Genomic DNA, 19,554 nt, shown 5'->3' on the forward strand with positions numbered 1-19,554 from the left:
TCCCCCTCTCCGATGGAAACGGCCCCGGGCGTCGATTCGTTCAGACGCCCTTCTCCCGCACCGCCCGGTCCAGCGCCCGGTCCAGGACGACCAGCAGGGCATCCCGCACCGACAGCCGGTCCCGGGCGTCGAACTGGACGAGCGGTACGTGGTCGCCGATCGCCAGCGCCCACCGGATTGCCCCCAACTCGTGCGTCAGCCGGCCGTCGAAGGTGTTCACCCCGACCACGAAGGGCAGGCCGGCCCGCTCGAAGAAGTCGATCGCCGGGTAGCAGTCGTCCAGCCGGGAGCTGTCCACCACCACCAGCGCGCCGAGCGCGCCCCTGGCCAGGTCGTCCCACATGAAGCCGAAGCGGTGCTGACCCGGCGTGCCGAACAGGTAGAGCTTCAGGCTCCGGTCGATGGTCACGCAGCCGAAGTCCATCGCCACAGTGGTGGTGGTCTTGGCGCTGCCGACTCCCGGGTCGTCCACCCCGATGCCGGCGCTCGTCATCTCGGCCTCGGTGGTCAGCGGGGCGATCTCGGAGATCGCGCCGACCGTGGTCGTCTTGCCCACCCCGAAACCACCGGCGATGAGGAGCTTGACCGGGATCGGTGGGGCGGCGGCCGGCCCGGTCCGGGTGGCCGGGACCGGGCCGGCCGTCGGGACGACCGGGGGCCGGTACGGCGGCGGCGGGTGCTGGGGCGGGGTCGCAGGGCCGCCCACCGGCTGGCCGTAACGGGCGGAGGCACTGTTCGCGGCGAGCCCGCCGAGCGGGGCGACCGGCCATTCAGGAGATCGCACGGAGTCCATCAATCACTCGCAGGATGAGGTCGGGGTCAAATGCGTCGTCGACGGTGCCGACGTGCACGTCGAGGTGGCCGGCGGCCCGCAGGTCACCGACCAGCACCCGGGTCACGCCGAGCTGCAGCCGCATCCGGGCGGAGATCTCCGCGACCGAGATCGGTTCACCGCACAGGGCGACGATCGCCTGCAACTCGGGTGCGAGCAGGGCCACGACGGCGGCCCGGCCCGCCCCGGACCGGGCGGTGACCTGGGTCTCCAGGCCGATCGCCGGGTCCGCGCCGGCCACCCGTCCGGCCGTCAGCACGAACGGGCGGGGGCTGGTCGGTCGGTCGGTTTCCGGTTCGGGAGCGGGAGCGGGTGTCGCCGTCCCGCCCCCCGTCTGGGCGCGCAGGTAGGGGCGGACCCGGACCGACGGTTCGGGTTCCGATTCCGCACCGGCGGCGTCCCGGGTCATTGCTGAACGGCGTTCTTCAGCTCGGCGATGAGTCTCGGTGTCAGCGCGCCGCCGGCCCGGCCGGCGAAGAGCGTCATCTCGTACGCGACGGTGCCCAGGTTGGCCGACCGGTCGGCGATCACGCCGAGCACCGAACCGCTGCTGATGGCGGTGATCAGCAGGTAGCCGTCGGCCATGTCCACGATCACCCGGTTGAGCCCGCCGAGCGCGTACCAACTGGCCGCGCCGCCGGCCAGGCTGGTCATGCCGGAGACGACGGCGGCCAGACGTTCCGCGTTGGACCGGTCCTTGATCGACGACATGGCCATCAGCAGCCCGTCGGAGGAGACCGCGATGGCCTCCAGGACCCCGGCCGTGCTGGAGGTGAACGAGTCCAACAGCCAGTTGAAGGTGCGCGCCTCCGGGCTGAGGTCACCGGCGGCGTGGTTCTGGTAGTCGACGTTCTCGTGTACGTGCGGGCTGGTCACCGTGTCGTTCCTTCTTCAGAGCGGCGGTCGGGGCGGACTTCGCGCAGAGCCCGGGCGACGCCCGTCTCGAACGCGTTGATGAGATCGCGGACCTCGCCCGGATCTCCCGGGTGCTGGCTGGGTGGTTGCCGGGGTGGTGCGACGGTCAGGTTGGCGCCCGGGATCCGCCGGGTCAGTCGGGGCGTCGCCGGTTCGGCGGGGTGGGTGGCGGCCGGTCTGGCCTGTTCGGCCCGGTGTACCCCGGACTGGAACTGCTCGACGAGAGCGCGGGCGGCGGCCGGGTCGGCGTGGGTGGCGTCCACCGGGCCGACGACGGGGGCGGTGCGGGGCAGACTGGCGCCGGGTACCCGCTGCCGGATTCCGGGCGGCGGGGCGGGCTGGTCCGCCCGGGGCGGGCTGGCCGGCGGGGCCGTGGGGAGCAGCGCGGCCGGTGGAACCGCCGGCCGGTGCGGTGCGGCGGGGGCCACCGCGGCGGTGCCTCGGGCCGGCAGCACCGTCGCGGCAGCGGCGGGCGGGTCGGTGTCGGTGGGCCGGACCGTCTCCGGGTCGGCCGGCACCGTGCCGAACGCATCCCAGGGGCCGGTGGCCTCCATGCTCCTGGTCGCCTTGCTGAGCAGTGTGGGGTCGAATCCGGGCAACGCCGTGGGGTCGACCACCGACCGGCTCGGGCCGGCGTCGACCACCGGCCGGGCCAGGCTCGCGTCGGCCACCGACCGGGCCGGGCCCGCCTCGACCATCGGCCGGACCGGGCCCGCGTCGACCATCGGCCGGGCCGGGCCCGCGTCGCGTCCCGCCATGGTGCGGGCCAGCGCGGATCCGGGGAGCGCAAGGCTGGCGGTGATCCCGCCGCCGGGGGTCGCGGCGAGCTCGACCGTCCAGCCGTGCCGGCGGGCCAGCCGCCCCACCACGAAGAGCCCGAGCACCTCGGACGGGGCCAGGTCCAGCCGCTCCCGGCGGGTGAACCGGACGTTCTCCTCGGCCAGCCGTTGCTCGCTCATGCCGATGCCCTGGTCGACCACGGCCAGCGTCGCGCCGTCGTCGGTCGGCTCGGCGGTGACGACGACCCGGGTGTGCGGCGGGGAGAAGATGGTGGCGTTCTCCATCAGCTCGGCCAGCGCCAGCACCAGGTCTCCGATGATCGCCGGCGCGGCGACCACCTGGGGTGGGACCTGCACGTCCACCCGGGTGTAGTCCTCGATCTCACCGAGGGCCAGCCGGACCACGTCGGCCACCGGGACCGGTGCGACGTGCGCGTCGTCGCCGGCCGCGCCGGAGAGGACCACCAGGCTGCCCGCGTTACGGCGCAACCGGCTGGAGATGTGGTCGAGCCGGTACAGGTGCTCCAGCCGGCCCGGCTCGGTCTCCTGCTGCTCCAGCCGGTCGATCAGGGCGATCTGCCGGCCGACCAGGTTCTGGGTACGCCGGCCGACGTGACCGAACATCTGGGCCACGTTGCGCCGGCTCGCCACCTGTCGTTCCACCAGCCGGGCGGCGGTGCTCTGCACCCGTTCGAAGGCACGGGCCAGGTCGCCGATCTCGTCCCGGGCGCCCACGTCGACCGGGTCGAGGCGTACCGGTGGGGTGGTTTCCGACTCGTCGTCGGCGACCCGGACCAGCTCGGACTCGGCGACCCGGGCGACCCGGTCGGCGGAGCGGGTGAGCCGGGTGAGCGGCCTGGCCACCGCCCGGCCCACGGCCATGGTGAGCAGGATGACCGAGATCAGGATCGTCACGATCAGCAACGTCACCCAGTACGCCCCGGCGAGCGCCACCTGCCGGTCGGCGCTCACCTCGGCGGTGACGTCGGCGGCCAGCTTCTTCTCGACGAACTGGCCCAGCGTGATCATCGAGGAGACGGTGGGGAAGAGGGTCGCCAGGTCCAGCGCGCCGATCGCGGTGGCCGGGTCGACCGCGCTCTGGTTGATGAAGTTCGGGCCGGTGCGGTTGGCCACCGCGACTTCCTCAAGGGTGAGCAGGTCGAGCTGCTCGGGGGTGACCAGGGCCTGGAGCCGGGCGCTCTCGTCTTCGAGGACGGCGAAGTTCGCCACGTAGGCGGTGACGGTCTGGGCGTTGGGCCGGGCGGCGACCAGCACGATCAGGGTGGCGCCGGCGCTGAGGCTCTCGCCGGTGCGCAGCAGCCCGTCCAGGGCCAGCACCTGCCGCCCGGCCGCGGTACGGGTGTCCGCGTTGAGCCGCAGCCGGAGCGAGTCGATCAGGGCGGTGTGCACCGGCCCGTACCCGCCCATGATCTGGTCCGGGCCGGTCTGCCCGGCCACCGCCGCCGTGCGGAGGGCGGCGAGCTGCCGTACCCCGTCGAGGGCGGTGTCGACCTCTGTCGGGAGCGCGTCGCCGAGATCGGCGCGCAGGTCGGCGATCCGGTCGTCCACCTCGGCGACCTTCTGCACCAGGTCGGTGCGCTGCACCTGCCCGAGCAGCAGGCCGACGGCGAGCAGGCGTTCCTGCTGGAGGTTCTGGAGGATGGTGCCGACCCGGCTGGCGATCCGCACCCGGTCGGCGAGGTCGCCGGCCCGCTGGGCCACGGTGGCCCGTTCCCAGACCACCGGCACGGTGAGCCCGGTCATGCAGAGCAGCGGGACCAGCACCAACAGGGCCAGCTTGCCCCGGATCCGGAGCCTACCGAGCAGCATCGAAGGGCCTCCACCGCTCGGGTTCGGCGCTCTGGCCCACGGGTTGGAGCACCGGCACCACCCCGGCCGGCAGGCGACCTGGCTGCGCCGGCGGCTCCCACGGGGTGGGCTCGGTCACTTCGGCCGGCTCGTCGGGGGTGGTGCCCCGGCCCGCCGGGGTGTCTCTCCTGCGGGACAGCCACCCGCTCGCGCCGAACGCCACCAGGAGCAGCCCGGCCACCCCGCCGACGCCGAGGATCAGCAGGTCGTCGCGGTCGATCTGGTCGAGCCGCTGCCGGAGCAACCGGTCCAACTCGTCGAGGATGACCGGCTGGAGTTCCCGGGCGGCGCTCTGCGCCTGGGTACGCGCACCGGCGAGCTTGGTCAGGTCCACCGTCTGCGTCCGCCCGGTGGGCTGGGACAACGCCCCCAGCGCCTCGACCGCCCGCTGGTAGTTGTCGAGCGGGGTGAGCACCTCCGCGCCGATGTCGACGCTCTCCGAGGTGTCGACCACCGTCTGCAGGTCGCGGACCAGGTCGCCGGCGGGTTGCAGGGCGGCGAACCGGAGGGTGGCCAGCTCGCCCACGGTGCGGGCCTGCTCGGCGGCGGGTCGCCGCTGCGCCAGCACGGCCAGGTCGACGAGCCGTCCGGCGGCGACGATCGCCTCGGGCATCTCCTCGCCGACGCCGTCCTGGAGGAAGTACGAGTCGGAGCCGGCGTCCCGGATCAGGCCGGAGGTCTCCCGTACCTTGCCGTGCAGGGCGAGCAGCAGGTCGGTGACCTCGCCGTACGCGGTGAAGGCCGTCTCCGGGTCGGTGAGCGACCGGCTGGGCAGGCCCTCCAGCTTCGCCCGCAGCCCGGCCCACCGCTCGGTGCTGCGCAGCTCGTCGCCGACCCGGGTGTCCACCGTCGCGGCCGCCTCCACCGCCCGGTCCAGGGCGTCCCGGGCCACCGGACGGCCGGCGACGGCGGCGGTCTGCGCGTCCACCAGCGCCTCGGTGACCGGGCCGAGGGCGCGCAGGTACTCGACGCCGAGGCGTTCCCGTTCGGCCAGCTCACGGTCGGCGTCCACGAGCCGGTGGCCCTGTACGACGAGGAACGCCACCGGCAGCAGCAGCGCGGTGGCGAGTAGCAGTGGCAACAGGCGGCCCGGTGTCCTGGGCCGTCGACGGACCCGCGAGGCGGGAACGGTCATGGTTGTCTCCTCCGGCGGCGGCGCAGGGGTTCGGGGATGGCGGGAGAACTTCGGTCCCGTGCGTCGGACCGGAACCTAATCGAAGGTCGATGCCTGGCCAGAGGTCTGTACCGGTCAGTTTTGCGTCACTTCGAGTGATGTGACGCGACATCGACGATCTCGATACGCTGCGTACTGTTGTCGAGGTGACATGCTCGTTTCCATAGCGGTATCGCGCCTTAAGCGTGAATTCACGCAATCCGAACTCGTTCTGCGTGAAGGCCGGGTGACCTTGTGCGGTTTGACCTTGTCCGGCCGACGATCGGATGACCAGGACGGACGTACGGCGGATCTCAGCCAACGCTCAGCTTCCGGGCCGTACCGTGAGCGAAATGAAATCGCCGTTGTCGGCCGTACGGATCCGCCGTGCCCTGCCCACCGGCCGCCGCGCGGTCGCCGCGTCGGTGGTCGTCGTCCTGCTGGCGGCGCTCGTCGGGTGGGCGGTCTGGCCGGACCGGCCGGGCTTCCGCACCGAGTCCACCGTGCTCAACGTGCGCTCCGGGCCGGTCGGCGACGAGCCCGTCGACCTGGACACCACGCTCTACCTGCCGAAAGGCACCTCGGCCGACCGGAAGGTGCCGGCCGTGTTGCTGGCCCACGGCTTCGGCGGCACGAAGGACTCGGTCCGCGCCGACGCCGAGGACCTGGTCGGCCAGGGCTACGCGGTGCTGACCTGGACGGCCCGGGGTTTCGGCCGCAGCGGCGGTCAGATCCACCTGGACAGCCCCGACTACGAGGTGCGCGACGCCCAACGGCTGCTGGACTGGTTGGCCGCCCGCCCCGACGTGCGTACCGACTCCGCCGGTGACCCCCGGGTCGGGGTGGTCGGCGGCTCGTACGGCGGCGGCCTGGCCCTGCTGCTGGCCGCCCAGGATCCCCGGGTCGACGCGATCGTCCCCATGATCACCTGGAACGACCTGTCCCGCGCCTTCCTGCCGGAGGACACCGGCAAGCCGGCCACCGAGGGCGTGTTCAAGAAGGGTTGGGCCGGCATCTTCTTCGGGGGCGGCGGCAGCGCCGGCTCCGGGCCGGCAGGCCTCTCCGGCAACACCGCCGCCGCCGAGCCGGAGGGTGCTCCCGCGTCGGCCGGTGCGCCCAGCCCGCAGCCGGGCAACGGGCCGGGTAGCGGATCGTCGCGCGCCCCGGGGGCCGCCGCCGACCCGTCCTGCGGGCGGTTCGCCGCCGACGTCTGTGCCGCGTACCTGCGGATCGCCACCACCGGCCGGGCCGACCAGGCGGCGGTGGACCTGCTCCGGCGCTCCTCACCGGCCGGCGTGCTGGGCCGGATCAAGGCCCCGGCCCTGCTGGTGCAGGGCGAGGCGGACACCCTCTTCCCGCTCACCGAGGCGGACGCCAACGCGCGCGGCATCGCCGCCGCCGGCACCCCGGTCCGGGTGGCCTGGTTCACCGGCGGCCACGACGGCGGCACCGGCCCGACAAGCGACTCCGACCGGGTGAAGTTCCTGACCGTGCAGTGGCTGGACCACTACGTCAAGGGCACCGGCGCGGCCCCCGGCGACGACTTCACCTTCTCCCGGATCGCCGGCTTCGACGCCCTCGACCGGGGCCTGGTCGCCACCGGTTACCGCACCGCCGACTATCCCGGGGTGACCGGGGACGCCCGCCGGGAGGTGCCTGTCGACGGCCCGGCCCAACCGGTGGCCAACCCGCCCAACGGCAACCCGGCGGCGATCTCGGCGATCCCGTTCGCCGGGTCGCTCGGCTCCCTGCTCGACGGGGTGGCCGGTGACGTACCCGGCCAGCACGCCCGGTTCGAGTCCGCCCCGCTGACCGAGGCGGTGGACGTGGTGGGTGCACCCACGGTCACCGTCCGGGCCGCGTCGGCGACCGGCGAGGCGGTCCTGTTCGCCAAGCTCTACGACGTCGACCCGGCCGGTGCGGCGACGCTGCCGTCCGGGCTGGTCGCCCCGATCCGGTTGACCGGGTTGCCGGCCACGATCGACGCGGCGCAGCCGGTCCAGGTCACCCTGCCGGCGATCGTCCGCCGGGTCGAGGCGGGGCACCGGCTGCGGCTGGTGCTGGCCACCGCCGACCAGGCGTACACCACGCCGGCCGCGCCGGCCGTCTACACGGTGGCGGTCGACGGCGCGGTGAGCCTGCCGACGGTCACCGCCACGCCGATCCCGACCACCGCCACGGTGTGGCGCTGGGTGCTGGTCGGTCTGCTGGCCGCGATCCTGGTCGGGCTCGTGGTGGTCGTCGCCGTGGTCCGCCGCCGGCACCGCCGCCAGGACGACTCCGTCCATCCCGAGTACGCGGGCATCCCGCTCGCCGTCCGCGACCTGCGCAAGGAGTACGCGGACGGCTTCGTCGCGGTCTCCCGGGTGGACTTCGAGGTGCACCCCGGTCAGGTGATGGGGCTGCTCGGCCCGAACGGCGCCGGCAAGACCACCACCCTGCGGGTGCTGATGGGGCTGACCCAGCCGACCGCCGGGGAGATCTACGTCTTCGGGCACCGGCTGGTGCCCGGCTCGCCGGTGCTGTCGCGGATCGGCGCGCTGGTGGAGGGGCCGGGTTTCCTGCCGCACCTGTCCGGCCTGGACAACCTGAAGGCGTACTGGCGGGCAACCGGCCGGCCGTGGGCGGACGCGCACTTCGACGAGGCGCTGGAGATCGCCGGCCTGGGTGACTCGGTGCACCGGCGGACCAAGAACTACAGCCACGGCATGCGGCAGCGGCTGGCCATCGCGCAGGCCATGCTGGGCCTGCCGGAGCTGCTGGTGCTCGACGAACCGACCGACGGCCTGGATCCGCCGCAGATCGCCGAGATGCGCCGGGTGCTCCAGCGCTACGCCACCGACGGGCGGGCGGTGCTTGTCTCCAGTCACCTGCTGGCCGAGGTGGAGCAGACCTGCACGCACGCGGTGGTGGTGAACAAGGGCCGGATCGTCGCCTCCGGCCCGGTGGACGAGATTGTCGGCGAGTCGCCGAGCACCCTGTTCGAGGTGACCGACCAGGCCGCCGCGCGGGAGGTGCTGAGCCGGCTCGACACGGTGCAGGTGCTGACCGCCGACGATGCCGGTGGGCTGGTGGTGGACACGAACGGGACCGCGCGTAGTGAGGTGGTGGCCGAGCTGGTCCGGGCCGGGATCGGAGTGGACCGGGTGGTGCCACGGCGCCGCCTGGAGGATGCGTTCCTCGCCCTGGTGGGCGAGAACTCTCGGGGAAGCGGTGACCGGTGATGACGGGTTCTTCGGCGGGTTCGGCGTCGGGCACTGGCCCGAACGGCAGTGCGGCGTCGGGTGGCGCGGCATCGGCTGAGGTGGCGTCGGGTGGTGGCGTGGCGACGGGGGCGTTCGGGCCGGGCGGGGCGGCGGTCGGGTACCGGCCGGGGGCGACCCTGCCGTTCGCGGCGGAGTTCCGCCGGCAGGCGTCGCGGCGGCGTACCCAGTTGGCGCTCGGGTTCATGGTGCTGCTGCCGTTGATCATCCTGGTGGCGTTCCAGTTCGACTCCGGCGAGGACGACGGTGGTGGCGGGGGCGAGTTCGCCAGCCTCGCCGACCTGGCCACCTCGGGCGGGCTCAACTTCACCCTCTTCTCGATCCTGGTGTCGGCGTCGTTCCTGCTGGTCGTGGTGGTGGCGCTGTTCTGCGGCGACACGGTGGCCAGCGAGGCGAGCTGGGGCAGCCTGCGCTACCTGTTGGCGGTGCCGGTGCCCCGGGCCCGGTTGCTGACGGTGAAGCTGCTGGTGGCGCTGGCGTACTCCGGGCTGGCCCTGCTGTTGCTGGCCGGCACGGCCCTGCTCGCCGGCACCCTGCGCTACGGCTGGTCGCCGCTGACCAGCCAGGTCGCCGCCGAGCTGACCCCGACCGAGGGGCTGCTCCGGCTGCTGGCGGTGCTCGGCTACCTGGCCGTCGTACTGCTGGTGGTGGCCGGTTTGGCGTTCCTGCTGTCGGTCATCACGGATGCCGCGCTGGGCGCGGTCGGCGGCGCGGTGCTGCTGTGGATCCTGTCCAGCATCCTGGACCAGATCACCGCGCTGGGGGTGCTGCGCGACTTCCTGCCGACCCACTACAGCAGCGCCTGGCTGGGGCTGCTGTCCACCCCGATGCAGACCGACGACGTGGTCCGGGGCGCGATCTCGGCGATCTGCTACGCCACCCTGTTCTGGGGCCTGGCCTTCTGGCGCTTCACCCGCAAGGACGTCACCAGCTAGCCCGCTGTCGGCGCGCACCCACCGTCGTGGCCGGCCCGGCGTCCGCAGCGGCCGGCCGGGCCTGGGCGGTGGTCGCCGCCGCCGAGCGGGGCGTCGCACCAGACCCGGGTACGCACGGACTGACTGTCCTCCTCGGAGAGCGTCGTCTCGCCGAAGTCGATGGCGAGCACGTGCCCGAGCGAGCGACGCAACGCCATCGCCAGGGCGGCGGCCTCGTCGAGGCTGGTCAGCCTGGTCGGTAGGTGGATGATCCAGCACGGGTCGGTCACCGGGGCCACCAACTGTTCCGGGTTGCTTTCGTCCGGCGGCAGTCGGTGTGCCTGGGCCCCCACCGCCGCAGTGCCACCCGGATGCGTTCGCCTTCGGTGGTGGCGGTCGCCAGGTCGCGGGTGAGGTGTTCCAGTTCGTCGGCGACCTGGTCGAGGAAGGCTTACACCTGGTCGGGGTCGAGGCCGCGCCACCGGCGGGTGCCGAAGGTGACGGCGCGGACGTGCTGCGGCAGCAGCCGCCGCCCGGCTCGATAGATCATCCTGTCTCGCCTTTGCTGGTCCGTCGGGATGCGGTGTCGGCCGGCGCTTCAGCGGGTCGCGGGTTCCGCGCCCGACAAACCGCCGGTGTACGACGCCAGCGCGGCGACGGCCGAGGTCAGGCACTCGGGGCCATCAGGTCGAGCTGTTCGGCGGCGTGCTGCCACTGCCGGGCGGTGGTGTGGGTGTCGTGCTGCCGCTGCCGGGCAGCCGCCGGGGTCGGATCGGTCGCCCGGGTCACGGCGGGTGGGGCGTCGGCGGGGACCGTGTCGTGAAGTTGCTGCCCGTCGGCGGGGGCCGTGTCGCGGAGTTGCTGGCCGGCGGCGGTGACCCGGCCGGGAACTGGCGGATCCGGTCGGCCGCCGCACTCCACCGGCTGCCCACGCTGTCCAGCACCTCGACCAGCCCACCGATGGTGTCCGGCTCGACGTGCCCGGCGGCGACCCGGAGCCGGCGTACCCCGTCGGTGACCTGCTGGTCCACCTCGCCGGCCAGGTCGAGGGCATCCCCGCCGCTGCGCCGGGCCAGCCGGAGCGCCGGGTGCGGGCAGCCCGCGCCGACACGGTCCAGCAGCACCATGGCGGCGGCCACCCCGAGGTACGTCTCCCGCAGTTCGGCGGCCACCTGCTCGACCGCCCAGCTTGAGGGGAAGTTGCGCAACGTGATCAGATGGGATTGCCAACCCGGGAGGATCACCATGCCCGGGATTCCGCTGAGCTATACCGACATCGCCGCCGATATCACCAGCCGGATCAAGGTCGGCGAGTATGAGCCGGGGGCGAAGCTGCCGTCCTATTCGCAGCTCGCGGACCTCTACTCCGTCTCGTGAGGCGGGCGGCTCCTGATCTCGACCGCTCGGGCGGGACCCATTCCGCACCCGCAAGGTCGTGCTGTATCCCGCTTGGCGATCATGGAGTTGTGGTGCCGACTTTGGGGGTTTTACGGGCGTTCTGTTACCCACCACAACTCCATGATCGGCGAGGCAGCGCTGGTTGACGAACAGCCGTTCGGGTCAGGAGGCGGGTCATCCGGCGGTGGGGAGGGAGACGGTGACCACCAGGCCGCCGTCGGGGCGGGGGGTCGCCCGTACCGTCCCGCCGTGCGCCCGCGCCACCGCCCGGACGATGGACAGCCCCAGGCCGAAGCCCCGGTGACCGGCAACCCGCTCCCGGTTGAGCCGGCGGAACGGCAGGAACATCGTCTCGATCTCGTAGCCGGGCACCACCGGCCCGCTGTTGCTGACCGTCAGGGTGGCCCGGCCGTCGACCACGGCGGTGGTGACCGAGAGCCAGCCGTCCGCACCGATGTTGTGCCGGACCGCGTTCTCCACCAGGTTCTGGGTGAGCCGTTCCAGCAGGACCGGGTCGCCGACCGTACGGGCCGGGGCCAGCGACCGGGTGACGCCGAGCGGGGTCGACCGGGCGGTCTGTTCCGCGACGTGACCGGCGATCTCGGCGAGGTCCACCTCGGCGTGTTCGGCGAGTTCGTTCTCCGAGTCGGCGAGGGTGAGCAGCCCGTCGATCAGCCGCTCGTGGCGTTCGTTGACCGCCAGCAGGGTCTCGCCGAGCTGCCGCAGCTCGGCCGGGGCGTCCGGGCGGGTGATCGCCAGCTCCACCAGGGACCTGTTGATCGCCAGCGGGGTGCGCAGTTCGTGCGAGGCGTTGGCGACGAAGCGCCGTTGCCCGTCGAAGGAGCGGTCGAGCCGTTCGAGCATCAGGTCGAAGGTGTCGGCCAACTCCTTCACCTCGTCGGTAGGCCCGGCCAGGGCGATCCGTTCGTGCAGGCCCCGGCCGGCGCCGTCCGCCCCGGCGATCCGGCGGGCCGTGCCGGTGATCTGCTGCAACGGCTGCAACGCCCGGCCGGCGACCAGCCAGCCGAACGCGACAGCGGCGATGGTCACCACGGCCAGGGCCACCCCGCCCTGGGTGAGCAGCGAGTCCAGGGCGTCCCGCCGGGCGTCGTCCTGTACCTGCCGGACGAGGTTGCGCAGGTGCTCGGCCTGCTCGGCGTTGATCTGGGTGCCCTGCGGCAGCGAGATCGACTCCTTGCCGCCCGCCCCGCGCAGGTTGAACCCGAGACCGTGGGCGAGCCGCTGGTCGACGAGCACGTACGTCACGGCGAGCAGCACGGTGCCGGCGAGCAGGAACAGGCCGCCGTAGATGAGGGTCAGCCGGGCCCGGATGGTCGGTTTCCTCATCGGATCTGGTACCCCACCCCGGGTACCGTCTCGATGACCGGTGGGTCGCCGAGCTTGCGCCGCAGCTTCATCACGGTCACCCGCAGCACGTTGGTCATCGGGTCGATGTGCTCGTCCCAGGCCCGTTCCAGCAGGTCCTCGGCGGAGACCACCGCGCCGTCGGCCCGCAGCAGCTCGGCCAGCACACCGAACTCCTTGCGGGACAGCGGCACGAAGTGGCCGTCCCGGGTGACCTGCAACCGGGACGGGTCCAGGACGATCCCGGCCCGGGTCAGCTGCGGCGGGACGGCCGGCCGGGTACGCCGGGTCAGCGCGTGCACCCGGGCGCTCAACTCGACGAACGCGAACGGTTTGGTGAGATAGTCGTCGGCGCCGATGGCCAGGCCGGCGACCCGTTCCCGGACGGCGGCGGCAGCGGTCAGCATCAGGATCCGGGTGTCCAGCTCGGCGTTGACCAGGGCACGACACACGTCGTCGCCGTGCACCACCGGCAGGTCCCGGTCGAGCACGACCACGTCGTACCCGTTGACGCCGATCCGTTCCAGGGCCGCGTCGCCGTCGTACGCGACGTCGACCGCGAACGACTCCCGGCGCAGCCATTCGGCGATCGCGTCCGCGAGCAGCTTCTCGTCCTCGCACACCAGTACGCGCACCGTTCCATCCTCGCCCACCCGGGATAACCACCGCGTTAACGTCGCCGCTTATGCCCTGGATACCGCCTGAGGAGTTGAGTTGTCCCTGATGCCGGCTGTCTGCCGGCCGGAAGGGAGTGACGAACAATGCGACGAAGTCCGCTGAGCCTGCTCCTCGCCCTGCCCGTGGTGGCGGCCCTGACCCTGACCGGCTGTCAGGCCGACGACTCCGACGACTCCGGGGTGGCCACGGCCGGTGGCGGTGGCGTGCAGCCCTCGCTCTCCGCCGCCGCCGGGATGAGCGACGAGGAACGTCAGCTCAAGTTCGCCGCGTGCCTGCGGGAACAGGGGCTCGACGTGCCGGACCCGGAGCCGGGGCAGAAGGGGCCACGGTTCAACTTCGGGTCGGACGTGGACACGGCCAAGGTGCAGGCGGCGCTCCAACAGTGCCGCGAGTACGCCCCCAACGGCGGGCAGCCCCGGCAGCTCGACGCCGACCAGGTCGAGCAGGTCCGCAAGCTCTCCAAGTGCATGCGGGAGAACGGCGTGCCGAACTTCCCGGACCCGGCTGCCGACGGGCGGGTCCAGCCCGGCCAGGCCGGCCTCGACCTCAAGGACCCGAAGCTGCGGGCGGCGTTCGACAAGTGCCGGGAGACCGTGCCCAACCTCGGTAACCGCCGGGGGACGTCATGAGCACCGCGACCCGGCCCGCCGAGGTGGCCGCTGACGATCCGGACGAGCCACCGGCCAGACGTGGGCGCTGGCGACCCGGATTCCTGCTCGGCGGGGTGGCGGTGCTCGTCGTGGCGGTCGCCGGTGCGGCGGTCACCTTCGCCACCGGTGGCCACGCCGACCGGCCGGCGTCGGCCGATGGGCGGCCACCGTCGAGCACCCCGGTCACCCGGCAGACCCTGGTCGACCGGGAGACCAAGAACGGCGAGCTGGGGTACGGCACCCCGCGCGCCCGGGACAGCCGGCTGAACGGCACGGTCACCTGGCTCGCCCCGACCGGCGCGACGGTCAAGCGGGGCAGGACGCTCTACCGGGTCGACGACGAACCGGTGGTGCTGCTCTACGGCGGTCTGCCGGCGTACCGGATGCTGCGTTCCGGGGTGAGCGGCACCGACGTCAAGCAGTTCGAGCAGAACCTCGCCGCGCTGGGGCACACCGGCTTCACCGTCGACGAGGACTTCACCTCCGCGACCGCCGACGCGGTCCGGGACTGGCAGGAGGACCTGGGCCTGCCGGAGACCGGCCAGGTCGAGCCGGCCCGCATCGTCTACGCCCCCGGCGAGGTACGGGTGGAGAGCCACGGCGTCGAGGTGGGGGACACCGTCGGCGCGGGCAAGGCGGTCCTCTCGACCACCGGCACCGCCCGGCAGGTCACCTGCACTCTCGACGTCTCAGACCAGCGGCTGGCCCGCAAGGGCGCGGAGGTGACCATCACCCTGCCGGACGGCACCCGGAGCACCGGCAAGGTCGACACGGTCGAGACGGTGGTGCAGACCTCGGCAGCATCGACCGGCCAGGAGGCGAAGACCGAGACCAAGATCGAGGTCACCGTGACCGGGGACGACCCGAAGGTGCTCGCCGGTTACGACAAGGCGGCGGTGGACGTCGGCTTCGTCGCCTCGGAACGTGCCGACGTGCTCACCGTGCCGGTCGCGGCGCTGCTCACCCTTGCCGAGGGCGGTTACGGGCTCCAGGTCGTGGAGGAGGCCGGCACCCGGATCGTCGCGGTACGCACCGGGCTCTTCGCGGACGGCCGGGTGGAGGTCTCCGGCGAGGGGGTCGCCGACGGGCTGACCGTGGGGATGCCCGGTGACTGAGCCACCCCGGGTCGCCCAGCCGGACCGCGTGGTCGAGCTGCGTGACGTGACGAAACGCTACGGCGACACGGTCGCCGCCCTCGGCGGGGTTTCGATGACCGTCGACCGGGGCGCCCTGGTGGCAATCGTCGGCCCGTCCGGGTCGGGGAAGTCCACCATGCTCAACGTGATCGGCACCCTGGACCGACCCAGTTCGGGCGCGGTCCACATCGACGGGTACGACGCCGCGCGGCTGTCCGACCGGGAACTGTCCGCGCTGCGCGCCAGCCGGATCGGGTTCGTGTTCCAGCAGTTCCACCTGGCTGCGGGCGTACCACTCGTGGAGAACGTGGCGGACGGCCTGCTCTATGCCGGGGTGGCCCGGCGGGAGCGGAGGCGGCGGGCGGAGGCGGCGCTGCGACGGGTCGGCCTGGGGCACCGGCTGGAGCACCGGCCGCACCAGCTCTCCGGCGGAGAGCGGCAGCGGGCGGCGATCGCCCGCGCGGTGGTCGGTGAGCCGCCGCTGCTGCTGGCCGACGAGCCGACCGGCAACCTCGACTCCCACTCCGGCGCCGGGGTGATGGAGCTCCTGCACGAGCTGCACGCGGCCGGCACCACGGTCGTGGTCATCACCCACGACCGGGAGATCGCGGCGAGCCTGCCCCGGCAGGTGCAGATGCGCGACGGGCTGATCGTGGCGGACTCCGCCACGCCGACCGAGGGGGTACCCAGATGACCACGACACCGCTGCGGTCGACGGGCGCAGCACGGCGGACCGCTGCCGCGCGGCCGGAACGGCTGCGGCCGGCCCGGCTGAGCCCGCGGGACGTGCTGCGGGTGGGCGGTGTGGGGCTGCGTACCCGGCCGTTGCGGGCGTTCCTGTCCGCCCTGGGCATCGCCATCGGCATCGCGGCGATGATCAGCGTGGTCGGCATCTCCTCGTCGTCCCGGGCCGACCTGGACCGGACCCTGGCGGCCCTCGGCACCAACCTGCTCACCGTCGCGCCGGGCAGCACCCTCTTCGGTGCCGACGCCCAGTTGCCGGTCGAGGCGGTCGGCATGATCAGCCGGATCGGCCCGGTACGTCAGGTGTCGGCCACCGCCCAACTCGCGGACACCCCGGTCTACCGGTCGGACCGGATTCCGGCGGCGGAGACCAACGGGTTGGGCACCCAGGCGGTGGAGCTGGACCTGCTCGACACCGTCGGCGGCTCGCTGGCCAGCGGGACCTGGCTCAACGAGGCCACCGCGAGGTATCCGGCGACAGTGCTCGGGTCCGTCGCCGCGGAACGCCTCGGGCTCGGCGCGGCCGGACCGGACATCCAGGTGTACGTCGACGGGCGGCGGTTCACCGTGATCGGCATCCTGCGGCCGGTCCCGCTCGCCCCGGAAATCGACTCGTCGGCGCTTGTCGGCTGGTCGGCCGCGACCACCTATCTCGGCCTGGACGGGCATCCGACCCGGATCTACACCCGCTCGGCCGCGCAGCACGTCGAGGCGGTCCGGGGGGTGCTGGCGGCGACGGCCAACCCGGAGCAGTCCAACGAGATCCAGGTCTCCCGGCCGTCCGACGCGCTCGCCGCCCAGCAGGCCACCGACGAGGCGTTCACCGGCCTGCTGCTCGGGCTGGGCGCGGTGGCGTTGCTGGTCGGCGGGGTGGGGGTGGCCAACACCATGGTCATCTCGGTGATCGAGCGGCGGGCCGAGATCGGGTTGCGGCGGTCGCTGGGGGCCACCCGGGGGCAGATCCGGACCCAGTTCCTCGCCGAGTCGCTGCTGCTGTCCGCCCTGGGTGGGCTGGGCGGGGTGCTGCTCGGCGGTCTGGTCACCGCCGGTTACGCCAGCTCGCAGGGGTGGCCGACGGTGGTGCCGCTCTGGGTGGTGGCCGGCGGCATCGGGGCGACCATCGCCATCGGCGCGTTGGCCGGGCTCTACCCGGCGATCCGGGCCAGCCGGCTCGCACCCACCGAGGCCCTCGCCACCCCGTGACCGGCCCGCCCCGACTGCCGGATGGCCGGGGCCGGGTGGGTGGCGCCGGCCCGGGTGGTCGGCTGGCCCGGCGGCCGGTGCGGGATCTCACCGGCCGCCGAGCCAGGGTCGGTCGGCCGGGGTCAGCGGCGGCCCACCCGGATCAGCTCCCAGCCCCCCTTCGGGACGCCGGGCGTCGGGTCGGTCCGCAGGTTCATCGGGTTCGCCATCCCGAGGTAGAGCGTCGGGCCGTCCGCGACCATGGTGCGGACCCCCTGGTTGAGCGGGTTGCCGAAGCCTCCGGTGTCGACCGCGCGGGCGGGTCGGCCCGGCGCGTCGAACGACCAGAGATCGGCGCCGAAGGTCGGCGGGCTGGTCGCCGCGCCGGCCGGGGGCGTCGTCGTACCGGCCGGTGGCGTCGGCATCTCACCCTCCAGCGAGATGTACGCGAAGTCCATGGTGCCGACGTAGAGCCGACCACCGGCCACCGCCATCTTCCAGGCGTACAGGTTGAACGGGTCGCCGAAGCCGGAACCGCCGTAGACCGGGGTGGTGCCGGTGGGTGCCGGGGCCCAGGCGCCGACGCCGTTGTTCGCGGTCGGATCGAAGGCCGGCAGCGCCGACTCGCCGTAGAGCGTCTCGACCCGTTCGTGCGTGCCGCCGAGGTCCTGGCCCCGGAAGACGGCGAACGCCCGCTGGGTGTTCTGCACGGTGGCCTGGAGCTGTGCCGGGCTGCGCGGCGGGTACACCGAGAGGTGCAGGGCGGTGGCCTGCAACGGCACGTGCATGGTGCCCCAGTGGAGCCGGCCGCCGTAGGAGGCGAGGCCGCCGAGGGCGTACGCCCGGCGTACCACCGGGTCCGGCTCGTAGTCGGCGGCCGACCAGACCTGCGTCCAGTTGCCGGCGTCCTCCGGGTTGAGGCCGGGTGCGCCGGTGGCCAGCGGCGGGCTCATCCAGATGCTGGCCAGGTCGGCCCGGTCGGTGTCGTCGGCCGCGTCGGAGCGCGACGCCTGGCCGCCGCCGACGGCCCGCGGCGCCTGCTCGCCGACGTCGGAGTACGACGCCTGCGGGCCGGTGGGGTGGTCGGGGCGCAGCGGCGGGGCGTCGCCTGTGGCGCGTCCGGCCACCGAGCCGTCCACTATCGCCTTCGGCCAGGTCGAGACGTAGAGCCGACCCTGGTGTTCGGCGAGGTCGGCGACCTGGGTGGGCAGGTCGGCGACCTCGGTGAAGGTGAACGGGTCGGCACGGTTGCCGGTCCAGCGCAGCACCCGACCCGCCTCGCCGCCGTTGGCACCCAGGCCGACCCCGGCGTAGAGCACACCTCCGGCCACCACCCAGTGCCTGATGTTCTCGTACGCGGAGAGGTTGGTCGAGCCGAGGTACCGGCCGGTGACGGTGTCGAAGGCGAACACGTTCACCCCGTCGACCACACTCGGGCCGCCGAGGAGCACGACCCCCTGGTGGGCGGCGGCACTGCGCAGCCCGGCGGTGGTGTGCAGCAGGTTCGCGTCCGCCGGGGAGGCGGACGTGATGTCGGCGGTGCGCTCGGTGAGCCGCTCGGTGGTCAGGTCGTAGGTGAAGACCTCGGGGGTGCGGTGGTCGCCGAGGGTGGCCGGCAGGGCCGGGTTGCTCCGGGCCGGCTGGCTCTGGCCGAACTCGCAGACGTAGTCGTCGTTGAGGATCGGCTCGCGGACCTGGTAACCCTCGGGCTTCAGACAGAGCACGTTCGCCCCGGTGCCGAACCAGAGCCGGTGGCCGGCCTGGGCGAGGCCCCAGACGTACGACTGGTTGACCTTGGGCTGGCCCTCCGCACAGGGCGGGCCGGGTGGATAGTCGACACCGATGCCGGCAAAGCATTCATCGGCGGCGGCCTTGGCGAGCAGCCGTACCGATTCAGGCCGGGTGTCGGCGCTGGCCGGAGTGGCGTGGACGGGCAGCAGGATCAGGATGGCAAATGCGGGCAGCAGTCGCCGGGGCAGGGGTGGTCGACGTCGCACGGGGGTCCTTTCCGCGAACATCCGGATGAGCTGGCGGCAGCCGGGACGGGGTGGGCTGGACCGCTCTCGACCAGGGGGGATGGGGAGTCGACGTTGCCCATGGAACCGCAGCTGAGAGCAGGGAAATGCATTGACTGATGGGAATTAAAAACCGACACCGATGGTGCTGGCCCGATCGGGGTGGTGTGGGGCCGGACGGGTGAATTCGGGAGTGGTCCTGCAGTTCCGGGAGCGACGTGGTGACGAGGCTAACGTATTACGACGCCCGTTATCCCGGGAGAACCTGTTAATGATTTTTAAACCGGCAGGCCTGCTGCCTCAGGCGGAGTCGCTGCCGAACTTGTGCGTGGGGGCGGCCTGGGCGGGTGGGGGGAAGTTGCCGATGAGTGCAATTTCGGGGTGTCCCGGGCGTTTCGCGGCAGCCGAGTGATGTCGTTCGAGGTAGCCAGGGTTGCGCGCGCGAGCGAGGGGTGGGTGGTCGCGGTGACCCCTGGAGTGACCCCACGCGGATTGCGTGCATATTCATTTTCCATAAACTCGGACTATGAATTTGATGACAGTTAATTCATAGTTAACAATCATTACGTTCGCGTGCTTGGTCACCCACGGTGGGGGGCGGGATGGGACGGCGGGTGCGGAGGCTCGCCCGTGCGATCGATGTGTACGCGTCTTGGTGCCG

Annotated in this window: 18 protein-coding genes and 1 pseudogene; 7 read left to right on the forward strand and 12 right to left on the reverse strand. The window is 72.9% G+C overall.

Features of this window, described 5'->3' with window-relative positions; all coding sequences use genetic code 11:
• Positions 1 to 40: 40 nt before the first annotated feature.
• From OHQ87_RS27130 to OHQ87_RS27150, 5 genes are read right to left on the reverse strand one after another with little or no spacing between them, the layout of a single operon-like run.
• Positions 41 to 793 carry a GTP-binding protein gene (locus OHQ87_RS27130; RefSeq protein WP_328342444.1) on the reverse strand — a complete coding sequence of 251 codons (753 nt, stop codon included), beginning with the start codon at positions 791 to 793 and terminating at the stop codon, positions 41 to 43.
• Positions 771 to 1,241, reverse strand: coding sequence for a DUF742 domain-containing protein (locus tag OHQ87_RS27135; RefSeq protein ID WP_328342445.1), 471 nt, complete (start codon positions 1,239 to 1,241; stop codon positions 771 to 773). Before OHQ87_RS27135 ends, OHQ87_RS27130 begins: the two co-directional genes overlap by 23 nt.
• A complete protein-coding gene (locus OHQ87_RS27140; protein ID WP_328342446.1) occupies positions 1,238 to 1,708 on the reverse strand; it encodes a roadblock/LC7 domain-containing protein in 471 nt (156 codons plus the stop codon). Before OHQ87_RS27140 ends, OHQ87_RS27135 begins: the two co-directional genes overlap by 4 nt.
• Positions 1,705 to 4,356: a sensor histidine kinase gene (locus tag OHQ87_RS27145; protein ID WP_328342447.1), complete on the reverse strand. Its 2,652-nt coding sequence runs from the start codon at positions 4,354 to 4,356 to the stop codon at positions 1,705 to 1,707. The genes OHQ87_RS27140 and OHQ87_RS27145 overlap by 4 nt, the downstream gene beginning before the upstream one ends.
• Entirely contained in the window at positions 4,343 to 5,530 is a 1,188-nt protein-coding gene (locus OHQ87_RS27150; protein ID WP_328342448.1) for a hypothetical protein, read from the reverse strand. Before OHQ87_RS27150 ends, OHQ87_RS27145 begins: the two co-directional genes overlap by 14 nt.
• A 371-nt stretch (positions 5,531 to 5,901) precedes the next feature.
• On the opposite strand from OHQ87_RS27150, the gene OHQ87_RS27155 reads away from it, so the two are divergent.
• Positions 5,902 to 8,772, forward strand: a complete 2,871-nt coding sequence (locus OHQ87_RS27155) for an alpha/beta fold hydrolase (RefSeq protein WP_328342449.1) — start codon at positions 5,902 to 5,904, stop codon at positions 8,770 to 8,772.
• 98 nt (positions 8,773 to 8,870) lie between these two features.
• Positions 8,871 to 9,746, forward strand: coding sequence for an ABC transporter permease (locus OHQ87_RS27160; RefSeq protein WP_328342450.1), 876 nt, complete (start codon positions 8,871 to 8,873; stop codon positions 9,744 to 9,746).
• Here OHQ87_RS27160 and OHQ87_RS27165 read toward each other — a convergent pair.
• From OHQ87_RS27165 to OHQ87_RS27180, 4 genes and pseudogenes are all read right to left on the reverse strand, one after another.
• Complete coding sequence (locus tag OHQ87_RS27165; RefSeq protein ID WP_328342451.1) at positions 9,743 to 10,024, reverse strand: hypothetical protein; 282 nt, start codon at positions 10,022 to 10,024, stop codon at positions 9,743 to 9,745. The two genes, OHQ87_RS27160 and OHQ87_RS27165, sit on opposite strands and share 4 nt — an antisense overlap.
• A pseudogene (locus OHQ87_RS27170) lies at positions 10,012 to 10,275 on the reverse strand (DivIVA domain-containing protein). Before OHQ87_RS27170 ends, OHQ87_RS27165 begins: the two are co-directional and overlap by 13 nt.
• Positions 10,276 to 10,391: 116 nt before the next feature.
• Positions 10,392 to 10,514 (reverse strand): hypothetical protein, encoded by a 123-nt coding sequence (locus tag OHQ87_RS27175; RefSeq protein ID WP_328342452.1) that lies wholly within the window; start codon positions 10,512 to 10,514, stop codon positions 10,392 to 10,394.
• Positions 10,511 to 10,972: a hypothetical protein gene (locus tag OHQ87_RS27180; RefSeq protein WP_328342453.1), complete on the reverse strand. Its 462-nt coding sequence runs from the start codon at positions 10,970 to 10,972 to the stop codon at positions 10,511 to 10,513. Before OHQ87_RS27180 ends, OHQ87_RS27175 begins: the two co-directional genes overlap by 4 nt.
• On the opposite strand from OHQ87_RS27180, the gene OHQ87_RS27185 reads away from it, so the two are divergent.
• Positions 10,971 to 11,102 (forward strand): GntR family transcriptional regulator, encoded by a 132-nt coding sequence (locus OHQ87_RS27185; RefSeq protein ID WP_328342454.1) that lies wholly within the window; start codon positions 10,971 to 10,973, stop codon positions 11,100 to 11,102. The genes OHQ87_RS27180 and OHQ87_RS27185 overlap by 2 nt on opposite strands.
• Before the next feature lie 195 nt (positions 11,103 to 11,297).
• Here the strand turns inward: OHQ87_RS27185 and OHQ87_RS27190 are convergent, their stop codons facing one another.
• Both OHQ87_RS27190 and OHQ87_RS27195 read right to left on the reverse strand, forming a co-directional pair.
• Positions 11,298 to 12,470, reverse strand: coding sequence for a sensor histidine kinase (locus tag OHQ87_RS27190; RefSeq protein WP_328342456.1), 1,173 nt, complete (start codon positions 12,468 to 12,470; stop codon positions 11,298 to 11,300).
• Positions 12,467 to 13,123, reverse strand: coding sequence for a response regulator transcription factor (locus tag OHQ87_RS27195; protein ID WP_328342457.1), 657 nt, complete (start codon positions 13,121 to 13,123; stop codon positions 12,467 to 12,469). Before OHQ87_RS27195 ends, OHQ87_RS27190 begins: the two co-directional genes overlap by 4 nt.
• Before the next feature lie 126 nt (positions 13,124 to 13,249).
• Between OHQ87_RS27195 and OHQ87_RS27200 the strand changes: the two genes are divergently transcribed.
• The 4 genes from OHQ87_RS27200 to OHQ87_RS27215 are packed head-to-tail and all read left to right on the forward strand — an operon-like array spanning position 13,250 to position 16,899.
• Positions 13,250 to 13,795: a hypothetical protein gene (locus tag OHQ87_RS27200; RefSeq protein ID WP_328342458.1), complete on the forward strand. Its 546-nt coding sequence runs from the start codon at positions 13,250 to 13,252 to the stop codon at positions 13,793 to 13,795.
• The gene (locus OHQ87_RS27205) at positions 13,792 to 14,931 is read left to right on the forward strand and encodes a peptidoglycan-binding domain-containing protein (RefSeq protein ID WP_328342459.1); all 1,140 of its coding nucleotides are present in this window, start codon (positions 13,792 to 13,794) and stop codon (positions 14,929 to 14,931) included. Before OHQ87_RS27200 ends, OHQ87_RS27205 begins: the two co-directional genes overlap by 4 nt.
• Before the next feature lie 28 nt (positions 14,932 to 14,959).
• The gene (locus tag OHQ87_RS27210; RefSeq protein WP_328349017.1) at positions 14,960 to 15,646 is read left to right on the forward strand and encodes an ABC transporter ATP-binding protein; all 687 of its coding nucleotides are present in this window, start codon (positions 14,960 to 14,962) and stop codon (positions 15,644 to 15,646) included.
• Entirely contained in the window at positions 15,643 to 16,899 is a 1,257-nt protein-coding gene (locus OHQ87_RS27215) for an ABC transporter permease (RefSeq protein WP_328342460.1), read from the forward strand. Before OHQ87_RS27210 ends, OHQ87_RS27215 begins: the two co-directional genes overlap by 4 nt.
• 122 nt (positions 16,900 to 17,021) lie before the next feature.
• On the opposite strand, the gene OHQ87_RS27220 is transcribed toward OHQ87_RS27215, so the two are convergent.
• Positions 17,022 to 18,875: a hypothetical protein gene (locus OHQ87_RS27220; protein ID WP_328342461.1), complete on the reverse strand. Its 1,854-nt coding sequence runs from the start codon at positions 18,873 to 18,875 to the stop codon at positions 17,022 to 17,024.
• Positions 18,876 to 19,554 lie beyond the last annotated feature (679 nt).

The organism is Micromonospora sp. NBC_00421 (assembly GCF_036017915.1).
Lineage (GTDB): Bacteria > Actinomycetota > Actinomycetes > Mycobacteriales > Micromonosporaceae > Micromonospora.